At 51.5% G+C, this 9,686-nt stretch carries 9 protein-coding genes and 2 pseudogenes; 8 read left to right on the top strand and 3 right to left on the bottom strand.

The genetic code is table 11. From position 1 onward, the window contains the following. The first annotated feature begins 949 nt into the window (after positions 1-949). The 5 genes from AC13E3_RS00425 (at position 950) to AC13E3_RS00405 (ending at position 4,730) form a co-directional block, all read left to right on the top strand. On the top strand, positions 950-1,750 hold the full coding sequence (locus AC13E3_RS00425; protein WP_482901574.1) for a MotA/TolQ/ExbB proton channel family protein: 801 nt from the start codon (positions 950-952) through the stop codon (positions 1,748-1,750). Beyond that, positions 1,740-2,687 carry a vWA domain-containing protein gene (locus AC13E3_RS00420; protein WP_482901573.1) on the top strand — a complete coding sequence of 316 codons (948 nt, stop codon included), beginning with the start codon at positions 1,740-1,742 and terminating at the stop codon, positions 2,685-2,687. The genes AC13E3_RS00425 and AC13E3_RS00420 overlap by 11 nt, the downstream gene beginning before the upstream one ends. Before the next feature lie 22 nt (positions 2,688-2,709). Then, positions 2,710-3,402, top strand: coding sequence for a hypothetical protein (locus AC13E3_RS00415; protein ID WP_482901572.1), 693 nt, complete (start codon positions 2,710-2,712; stop codon positions 3,400-3,402). A 62-nt stretch (positions 3,403-3,464) separates the two neighbouring features. After that, positions 3,465-4,160, top strand: a complete 696-nt coding sequence (locus AC13E3_RS00410) for a hypothetical protein (RefSeq protein WP_482901571.1) — start codon at positions 3,465-3,467, stop codon at positions 4,158-4,160. A gap of 12 nt (positions 4,161-4,172) precedes the next feature. Beyond that, entirely contained in the window at positions 4,173-4,730 is a 558-nt protein-coding gene (locus AC13E3_RS00405) for a hypothetical protein (RefSeq protein WP_482901570.1), read from the top strand. Positions 4,731-4,901: 171 nt separating this feature from the next. On the opposite strand, the gene AC13E3_RS00400 is transcribed toward AC13E3_RS00405, so the two are convergent. From AC13E3_RS00400 to AC13E3_RS00390, 3 genes are read right to left on the bottom strand one after another with little or no spacing between them, the layout of a single operon-like run. After that, complete coding sequence (locus AC13E3_RS00400; RefSeq protein WP_482901569.1) at positions 4,902-5,333, bottom strand: barstar family protein; 432 nt, start codon at positions 5,331-5,333, stop codon at positions 4,902-4,904. After that, positions 5,330-5,980 (bottom strand): ribonuclease domain-containing protein, encoded by a 651-nt coding sequence (locus AC13E3_RS00395; protein ID WP_482901568.1) that lies wholly within the window; start codon positions 5,978-5,980, stop codon positions 5,330-5,332. The genes AC13E3_RS00400 and AC13E3_RS00395 overlap by 4 nt, the downstream gene beginning before the upstream one ends. Position 5,981: 1 nt before the next feature. Continuing rightward, on the bottom strand, positions 5,982-7,439 hold the full coding sequence (locus tag AC13E3_RS00390; protein WP_482901567.1) for a hypothetical protein: 1,458 nt from the start codon (positions 7,437-7,439) through the stop codon (positions 5,982-5,984). Positions 7,440-7,656: 217 nt separating this feature from the next. On the opposite strand from AC13E3_RS00390, the pseudogene AC13E3_RS00385 reads away from it, so the two are divergent. From AC13E3_RS00385 to AC13E3_RS00375, 3 genes and pseudogenes are all read left to right on the top strand, one after another. Beyond that, a pseudogene (locus AC13E3_RS00385) lies at positions 7,657-7,902 on the top strand (transposase); the annotation flags it as partial. A gap of 64 nt (positions 7,903-7,966) precedes the next feature. After that, positions 7,967-9,136, top strand: a complete 1,170-nt coding sequence (locus AC13E3_RS00380; protein ID WP_482901566.1) for an IS30 family transposase — start codon at positions 7,967-7,969, stop codon at positions 9,134-9,136. Positions 9,137-9,142: 6 nt separating this feature from the next. Next, a pseudogene (locus tag AC13E3_RS00375) lies at positions 9,143-9,553 on the top strand (IS3 family transposase); the annotation flags it as partial. Between the last annotated feature and the right edge of the window lie 133 nt (positions 9,554-9,686).

Raw genomic sequence — 9,686 nt, 5'->3', positions numbered from 1 at the left:
CGACGCAATGGGGGAGAGGGGGTCGTGTGTCCGGACAATAGAAATTGATCAGTTATTAATCAATCGCGGCCGCAAATGAGCGGTAATGGCGGTAACCTGCACAGTCTGCGAGACTTGCCGGGGACCTATGAGAAATCGGGGCTAGTCTGCTCAGGATTCAAAGAATTGGGGTGCTGCGGAAGATAAGTGCTTTTTCATAATTTAAGGTAGCAAGGTCGACGCTAACCTTTCCTTTTGTTTCGTTGCCGACCGGGGTGCGGGATGGTCGCAAAGCGAACATCCGGGAATTAGACAGAAGCTGTCTCTTTTGGAGCGAAAGAAGTGGTCGTGAAACCATAAAATTACGGTTTCATTGGGAAAAGGACCTTTTTGCCGCGACGAGACTGGCTCCATCCCCCAAAATCTATGCATGCTTAATCGCCGTCCACAGACCTCTTACTATGTCTGTTTAATTGCTAGGGGATGGTTGCCATCGGGCGGTATCTCGCCGAGGCTCACTGTGTCACCGTGCATGCACTACCTGGGCGCTACTTGCCAGGTTGGTTCGGGCGATTGGGCCTCTCTCCCGTGTCGAGATACTTTACATCTGGGTCGACACTAGGACATTCCCTTTCTGATTTCGCTGCATTTTTTCGGGTATGGCGCAGAATATGCAAACGAGTTTTTCGCTATGGTGGCTGTCGCTGGCCTCAATCAAAAATCACAGAAGGTCATTGTTATGGCGGGATATACAGAACGTGAAGGGCATCATTGCCGTCGTGCTGATTGCGCTGAACGACGGGGCCTAGCGCGATCGTGCTGATCCCCTGAGGTTTTTGCAGAAGCGCCATCCCCCTATTCTATAAATCGCTTTAGATTATTGCTTAAGAAATCAGCAATAGGCCGGCGGTACCATCACTGATCTGGCTTAAATGCACTTTTGTTTGTTCGCGAAAGGGATCGTGCTTTTATGTCCGCCCATCATCCGGAAAGCTTTGCCTCTCAGTTCGAAAAACTCTCAGGCCTGACAGAATGGATCGCCTGGGCCATTGCCATGGTGCTCGTATTCGGCGTGCTCAGCATAGCCATGATTGCCAACAGCAAGGCCGCCATCGAGTGGGGCATGTACATTGCCATTGGTGGATTGGGTATTGGTTTGATCATCAAGGGGTTTTTCGACGCCCGCTTTCTGGATAGAGAAACCAAGCTGGCGTCCCAACAAGTGGCCATTCTGGAAGAAGTGGACGATTTTGACACCTTTCTGGACCGCGCCCCTATCAGCGTATTCCGCTCTCATATCGATAACCTGTACACCATCTCCCTGTCACAACCTGATGTGTATCAGGACAATCTGATCGAAGTGCTGCACTCCCGCCTGATGGCCAAAAACCGCGTAGTGGAACTCTTTGCCAGCATCCTGATAACCCTCGGTTTGATCGGCACCATACTGGGTTTGATCATGATGATGGACGGTCTTTCTGCCGCCCTTGCCACTCCGTCTGGTGGTGATGGCCTGCTTGATAAAATTGCCGATCCTGACTCCGGCCCCCTGGCGGGCTTGGGTACGGCCTTTTACACCACATTAGCAGGTGCCATCTTTGGTGGTGTGATACTGCGAGTACTGACCAGCGTGATTGATGCCTCCATCATGCGTTATACAGCCCACCTGGCAGAGCTGACCGAGGTGCACGTGCTGCCTTATATGCGCCAGCTGGCCAAGGATCGCGAACATCAACGGCTGCTGGAGCGGGAGCGCTCCCATGAAGCTTGATTCGCCCTCCCGATTTACCAGTTTTTACGAATCATTCAGTGACTTGATCTTTGCGACCATGGCGATCTTTGTGTTGTTGATGGTTATTTTCCTATCTTTGATTAAACCCACTGAAAACGTAGACGCCATCAAGCAGGAGCTGGGACAGGCCAAAGCCGAATTGGCCGAGGTTCAGCAAGCTCTGCAGGAATCCGAATTCGAAAAGGAAAAAGCCCGCGAACAATTGGAAGAAATTACCAAAGCACTCACCGATATTGAATCCGCTATCCAGTCCCAGGGATTGGAGCTGATCGTGGTGGTGGACGTGTCCGGTAGCATGAGCGATGCTCTGGGCCACCTGGAAGAAACCATTCGCACCATATCCAAAGTGCTGCCCAAAGTGGCGCCGGAATTCCGTATTGGCGTGGTGGCCTATGCTATATCCGATAAAGTACCCAACGGCCTGCAGGTGTTCCCCGCCCAGCAGATATTCCCCGAACACAAAGACGGTGGCCGCTCACTGGCCATGATCAATAGCTTTATCGACAAACTCGTGCGCGGCGGCCTGGCACCGGTGGATCGTGCCTTCCTTACCGCGCTGGATATGTCAGAACAATCCGCAAGCCAGTTCGAAGGCTCGCAAACCATTATGCTGTTGGGGGATGTAGGCCCCTACGAATCCCCCAATGGCGACTGGACCCGTGTAGAACAGTACGAGCGTCAGGCAGAGCGCCAGTTACTGCAGCAAATCAGCCGCTGGGTCGGCGACCGCGACAAGCGCAGCATTATCAGCCTGTATTCCGGCAAGCCCGTGAATAACCGTTCCAGTGGAAAAGATCAGGCCAGTTACAACTTTTTCAGGCAGGTAGCCGTGGCTGCAGACCAGCCTAAAAACTTTACCCAGAACCCCGGTAAAATGCTGGCCTACCTGCTAACCGCGATAGTAAAAGAAGACTAACGCATCAGGACCCATTGACACTATGCCAATAATTAACAATCCAAACCGGCCCGCTCCGGAGACAAAGCAACAACCGCCACCGGGCAAAGAACAGGACACTCAGGAGCAACCGGCCGAGCCAGAGTTGTCAAAAACAAAACCAGAGCCGGATAAAAAACTCAGCCCCCTGACGGCAGTGGCCATAGTGGTGTTGTTGATTGGTGCCTTAAGCGGCGGTGGTTACGCCTATATGCAATCGCAAACCCCGGTTATTAAAAAAGTGGTTGCCGAGGTAACAAGCGAATCAACGCCGGAAGCAACACCTGTAAATCCGGAGGAGCTGGAACTGGATATCAAAAACTATATCAAGCTGTCGACCCTGTATCATCTCACCAGTCAAGAAATCGAAATGAACACTATCAGCCTGATTGAAGCCCAAAAAACCGGGAGCAGTGTTTCCATCAATGCCATTGAATTGATTTTGAATCACAAAAAGAAAGAGCTGGTGGCCCTGCGGGATCGCATGGCCGATACCTTGGAATCCCTGTACACACATAACATGAACGACGGCAGGCAAGTGGAACGGGAGCTAACGAACACCATCACAACTCTGCAGAGCGAGCAAAAGCAAACGGCCGCAGACATGCTCATCATGGGTATGGAAACCATTAATTCGGTGCCTCCCATCATGGCGCCGAAAGAATACTTTAAAAATATGATTGATGATCGTTTGTAGGTTAATAGATACGACGCAAGCAAGGCTAGGCCAACGCAAACACTGGAAGAAAGGGATGCAACATGAAAACAGTCCACACATTTAAAACAGGCATTATCTTTGCCGTGGTAGTAGCTCTGTCCGGATGTTCTTCTAACGCATTCGATGACGCGGACACTAAAAAAGGTGCCACGTGGGGCGCCGTGATCGGTGGCGCGGTGGGCGCCATGTCCGGTGATGATGATCGTGACCGCCTTGAAAAAGGCGCCATTGGTGCTGCGGTGGGTGGCGTATTGGGCGGAGCAGCCGGTTACCAGGTGGGTAAATGGCGCAGCCAGTACGCAGAAAAGCACAATCGCATTGAATCAGACATTGCCGAAACCGATCAGAAAATCAAACACATCGAACGGCAAACCGCCAGTATTCGAAAACAAATAAGCTATCGTTCCCAGCAGATCGCACAAATGACCCGTCAGAACACCCAGCAACAAGCGAATATCAGGCGTGCCAAAATCATGCTGGATGACCTGAATAAAAACTTGGCGGTTAACGAAGAACTAAGCACCGAAACTCAGGTGCAGATGCGTTTGTTAGAACAGCAAATCACCGAAGTGGAAGGCCACCTGAAAACAATGCCCAACGATCCTGACTTGGTCAACATCCATAAAAACCTGCTGCAACATCGCGATGAACTGGTGGGATCGTTAAATACGCTTAACGGTATTCAGCCCCAGCTGATGGCCCAGAAAGAAACCCTGATGGCGATTACTTCGAGCTAACGAGAGAACCAAATGCGATTTAAAACCAAACTGAAGCAGGCCGCCATGGTCAGCCTGCTGGCCGGCCTGGCAGGCTGCGCCACCAACGAGACCGACCCCACCAAAGTATCATGGGGCGATATTATTGGCATGCAGGTGTCGGACGATTCGCGGTTGAATCAACACCTGGAAAAGCGCCAGCAGGAACTGGAGAACCTGCGGCAAAAAGCCCATCAGCTGGACCAGCGTTTGTGGAGGAAACAACGGGAACTGAACCGGCTGGATGCCGAGGCAAGTCAGCAGCAAGTCAAAACCCGGGCCGCCCAGAAAAAGCTGGCTGAATACAATCGACAGATTGAAACCAAGAAAGCGGAGCTGACAGCGGCCATTAACAAGGCCAAAGATCTGAAACAGAAAGAAGCGGATTTAAACGCCCGCCTGGCAACGTTCAATAGTGATCGCGAAGCCAGAGAAGAGCTGATGCGTTACCAGATTGAAATCGAAAAGCTGGAAAACGAAGTCGTTACTCTGGAAAACGCCATCGACCGGATTCTGCTGGTGCGTGCCAAGTACGCTACGGAAAACCAGTAACGCCCTTTCAAGCTTCAAAAACGCCTGACACATCCAGTCAAACCACCGGCTGGATATTTTCCAGTTCAGATTGCTGAATCAGTTCAAGGCGATTTATGCGCCGGACTCTGAGTGATGTTTTTTCGGAATCACACAGGGTGGGCAGACTTTAATAGACTGTTCATCCTAGGGTCACGCAAGCAGAATAACATGAAAGGGTACGGCATCCCGGTCCCAGCTTTCATCAAGGTTTACCGGTTTGCTCCACTCTTCACATACTTCCATCAGATCATCCATAAGGGCTTCTTTTTCATCCGGTTTTTCAGAGAGTAGCTGACCGCTGTTGGTAATAATCAATACATAGTTGTGTTTGTCGAGCCAGTCCAGATCGGTAAGGCATTCAATCCAGGCGTTCAGGTTATGGCCGAAGTAATCAGGGAATTCGAGTTTTTCGGCAAATTCACGATACAGCCCTTTGTAGTTGATCATATTGCTGCCATCCAGCACCACAATGTATGCATTGCTGACATTATGCCTGATTTGATCCAGCAGATTTGGCAGGGATTGATCTGAGCGGATAATCCAGGGAGGAGAGGGCTTTTGTAGCAAAGATGGAGCTATCATTTCATTTCCGTGAAGGTTTTGTAATGGTTGTTAGTGTAGTAAGCGCGCCCGTTACTGCCAACAACAATTCGCTCAGGACCTCTGTTGCGTCCTTTTACGAACTTATTCACATCATATTCTTTGTAAGTAATTTTTTTTCCGTTGGGTCCTGCTCTTGGTAGTATTTGTCCTCCGCCTCTGCCGTCGTTTTTGAATTTTCCCTGACCTTTATAGCCGTTGGGTGGCGCTCCAGTGCGCGTTTTGATCTGATTTAATACGTTGTAGGCTTTTCGTGGGATCTTCGCTTTGGGTTTGGTGCCGTACTTGTTCAGTAATCTGTTCCTGACATCTTTCGTGGTTTTGAAAGACCTTAGGGAACTAGGCTTCAGATTAACTTTCTTTCCTTTAGGAAGCTTGAAATTCGGATTCAGGTTCCTGTTGTTAATGGCTTTGTTTTTCAGAGGGTTACGCTTGGCGGTCGGCCTGAGGTTGCTCTTAGCCTTGGGTTCGGTCCGTTTGATTTTGAGCTTGAGCTTGGGCTTGGGCGGAGGTGGCGGTGGCTTTTTTACCGCGGCATGGGCCGAGTCATCCTGAAAAATAAAATCCACGCCAGTGGGCGTATAAAAACACAGTAGACTAGCAACCAGCGTGTAGAGCACCAGGCGCATATCAGCTCTCACGGACGAACTTTTTCATGCCGCTGTAGACCCGGCGGAAAACCTGTGGATCCTGATCATAGGTAAGCGCCAGGCGCTTGGCATCCTGCAGGGCTTTTTCCCGGATCAGTTCCAGACGCACGTGGGGGCTGTCCATAATTGCCTGGTTCATGGCCTGCATTTCTTCGTTCAGGTTGCCGCCCTGCTGGCGGGTTTGTGCAATCGCGATGAACGGGCCCAAAAGAGATTCCATTCCGGCACCAATAGCTTCATTCATGCCTTTATCTGTTGTTGTGATTTTGCGGGCAATCTGCTGGGACAGGCTGGGGTCAATTTCGGTAATGATGTTTTTATCGTTTACAAGAAACAGCAGGCTGGTCGTTTCGTTGAAAAAGTTATGCATGGCGGACACGTAAGTCAGGTTTGCCAGATAATCGGTACCAAGGCCGGAGACATCGCCGTCATAAAAGGCCTTGATTAGATCCGGACGGTTGTAAACAGAGGGATCGAATTGTACCAGCGTTTGCTGATACTGCTGCTGTTGAGGAACAGATCGAGCCATTACATTGGCTTGCGCGGCATTTTGCACCTCTGTCAGCCAGGCCCGGGCCGGTGTAAAGCCACCATTGATGGCGTTACGCAGGCGTGTAGTTGCCTGCTGCAGGTCATTGGTAATGTGCGCCAGGTAAGCTTCGGCGGCCGCGGAACCGGCGTTGGCGGCTTTGGTTAACAGCTCTTCAGCAAATGTCTCATCCCCCTGTAACAATGCAAGTCGCCCTAGGGCAAACAGGTAACGGGGTTCCTGCAGGTTCACCTCGGCATGAGGCAGGGCAAACTGAATCAGTTCGGCGGCTTCCTCCAACGGCAGGCTGGAAACTTCCTCGTCTGTGGCGCCTGCCAGCCCTGGTGGGTTTTGCTGATCCTCCGGATGAGCGGCCATATCGTCTATAGCGGTGAAAGCCAGCTTCGCATCACTGATAGTGGCATTGGCTGACGCCCCCGAAGCCGCAGAATTTCCGCTGGCTGCAGGGGCTGTCAAATAAGACTCTGCCGCTCCGGCGCCACCGTGGCCGGGCACCAACGTAGCCTGTAAACCGGTTTCACCATTGGGATAGAGCCACTCATAAGTCAGCCCATCCTGTATGCGGACCAGCCGGATACTGGCACCCTGCACACACTTGCTTTTGCCCCGGGTCAGGGTTTCCCTAAAGGTCACCTGCTCACTGCTGTTCTGCACGGCTGTGAGAGTGCCACCGCAACCAAGATCAAGATACCGGGTAGTGCCGGTGAGCTCGCCATTACTTTCGCTGATGTCGATCTGCAAGTTATACCTGTCGGTGCCGCTCTTGCCGAGGATGGCGGCCCGCCACTGACCGATAAAATCGTCGTTGCTCCCCTGCGCAACAGAGGGCATCAGGAGAATTGATGTGAAAGCACAGGCAAGCGTGGCACGGGAACTATTGAAGCGCATGACGAACGTCCTTACACATTAGTCTTCCTACATCTCTTTACCACAACAAAACGACGGTTGCACATTAGAATAAACGTTTGGTGTATTGGGTGGTTGAATAATGGTCAGGTTGTACGTATGTACAAACCAGACCTGTTTGTGCGCTTTTTATGGCAAGCCCCCGATACAGTAGACGCCTGATAGCGTTACACTAAACGCAAATCTACAGGTGTTGGTAATGAGCGGAAAGCGATACTCCGAAGAATTCAAAATCGAGGCGGTCAAGCAAGTCACGGAGCGTGGCTACAAAGTGACTGATGTGTGCCGGAGACTGGGGATTACCTCGGCCAGCCTGCACAAATGGATCAAGCTATACGGCGATGCTGGAAGCCAACACCAACAAATCAGCGAGCAGCAGGAAGAGCTGCGCAAGCTCAGAGCGGAATTGCGCCGGGTCAGCGAGGAGCGCGACATACTAAAAAAGGCCGTGGTAGATTCAACCGATCAGTGCAACATAATGCACACTGGTAACTATCGGGGCTTTCAGAATGCCGCAGCAAGTATCAAAGACCAGAGGGCTGACCTACCAGCAGAAGCAGGAGCTATGGGCTCGATGGAAGAAAGGGCAGTCGCTTAGCGAGATTGGCAGAGCCCTTGGAAAGCATGCTGGATCGATTACTGGAATGCTCGCCATACATGGCGGCATTGCCCCTCTGGGACGCTCCAGGTCAGCGAGGGTGCTTAGTAGCTATGAGCGCGAAGAGATTTCAATAGGCATCTCAGCTGGACTGACATTGACTCAGATTGCCGACTCGATGGGACGATCTGTCTCAACCATCAGTCGAGAGGTCAGTCGTAACGGTGGAAGAAGTTGTTACAGGGCGAACGTGGCAGATCGGCGTGCCTGGATCCAATCAAAACGTCCGAAAAAATGCCTTCTCGCATTGAATGAGCCTCTCCGTGCAGCGGTTGCCGAAAAGCTGAGCCTTGACTGGTCTCCAGAGCAAGTAGCAGGCTGGTTAAAACGCCAGTTCCCGGACGACAAGTCGATGCATGTGTCCCATGAAACAATTTACCGAAGTCTCTTTATTCAAGCCCGAGGTGTTTTGAAGAAGGAACTTGTCAAACACCTCCGATCAAGACGCGGCATGCGTCGATCACGGCACAGAAGCTCTGAAGAGGCAGAATCCCGCACCAGCATCACAGATTTGGTTTCTATCCGTGCTCGGCCAAAAGAGGTTGAAGACAGGGCTGTTCCTGGCCATTGGGAGGGAGACCTGATATCCGGATCCAAGAACTCACATATTGCGACGCTTGTAGAGCGACAGTCTAGATTTACGATGCTCGTTCATGTCGGCGGCAAAGATACGGAAAGCGTTGTTTCGGCGCTTTGTCGGGAAGTAGGTCAGCTCCCCGAGGAGTTGAAGAGAACCCTGACCTGGGATCGAGGGGGTGAGCTGGGTAACCACAGGAAATTTACGCTTGCGACCGACATGCAGGTTTATTTCTGTGACCCGAAGAGCCCCTGGCAAAGAGGCAGCAACGAGAACACCAATCGGCTGTTGCGCCAGTACTTCCCGAAGAAGACTGATTTATCGGGCTATTCCCAGAAGCAGTTAAATGAATTCGCAAGGAAGCTGAATGAACGACCGAGGAAAACACTCGACTACCTGACACCTTCTGAAAAGCTGCAAAGCATATTTGCATTGACCGGTTGAACTCACCGCAGCGTTCTTTGCCAAGGAGTCCAAGTAAAGTATCGCTTCATCAGGGCTCACCAGAGTGAATTTCGAGTCCGTGTCATGTGCCGAGTTCTAGGCGTTCACTTCAGTGGCTTCTATGCCTGGCTAAATGCACCAGAAAGCCCTCGCACCAAGGCCAACCGCCGCTTGGTGGGACTGATCAAACAAGCCTGGCTCGAAAGTGGTGGCGTGTATGGCTATCGGAACATCACCCTGGATCTCAAGGACCTCGGCGAGAGGTGCAGTAAAAATCGGGTATATCGATTGATGAAGACCGAAGGTATCCGCGCTCAGCGCGGCTATAAACGCCACAAAGGCTACTACGGCGGGGAACCTGCTCACGTCGCGCCCAATCACCTGGATCGTGATTTTGAGGCTCAGAAGCCTAAGGAAGGTCTGAATAACCGCTGATTTTTGCCGATGCTGGTTTTAGCCTGCAAAAAATCGAAAATTCAGACGCTATTCTCCCGCTATTTATGTGTTTTTTTGCCCGTTTCCCGCCATTTTGGCGGAAAACAGGCACACT

This window comes from Marinobacter sp. L-80, from assembly GCF_056859395.1.
Note: the sequence above shows the minus strand (reverse complement) of the source record. Positions and strands in the feature narration are given on the sequence as shown.

Coding starts and splice junctions, on each gene's coding strand:
- AC13E3_RS00425 (WP_482901574.1), top strand. CDS start 950: ATGTCCGCCCATCATCCGGAAAGCTTTGCCTCTCAGTTCGAAAAACTC.
- AC13E3_RS00420 (WP_482901573.1), top strand. CDS start 1,740: ATGAAGCTTGATTCGCCCTCCCGATTTACCAGTTTTTACGAATCATTC.
- AC13E3_RS00415 (WP_482901572.1), top strand. CDS start 2,710: ATGCCAATAATTAACAATCCAAACCGGCCCGCTCCGGAGACAAAGCAA.
- AC13E3_RS00410 (WP_482901571.1), top strand. CDS start 3,465: ATGAAAACAGTCCACACATTTAAAACAGGCATTATCTTTGCCGTGGTA.
- AC13E3_RS00405 (WP_482901570.1), top strand. CDS start 4,173: ATGCGATTTAAAACCAAACTGAAGCAGGCCGCCATGGTCAGCCTGCTG.
- AC13E3_RS00400 (WP_482901569.1), bottom strand. CDS start 5,333: ATGATAGCTCCATCTTTGCTACAAAAGCCCTCTCCTCCCTGGATTATC.
- AC13E3_RS00395 (WP_482901568.1), bottom strand. CDS start 5,980: ATGCGCCTGGTGCTCTACACGCTGGTTGCTAGTCTACTGTGTTTTTAT.
- AC13E3_RS00390 (WP_482901567.1), bottom strand. CDS start 7,439: ATGCGCTTCAATAGTTCCCGTGCCACGCTTGCCTGTGCTTTCACATCA.
- AC13E3_RS00380 (WP_482901566.1), top strand. CDS start 7,967: ATGCCGCAGCAAGTATCAAAGACCAGAGGGCTGACCTACCAGCAGAAG.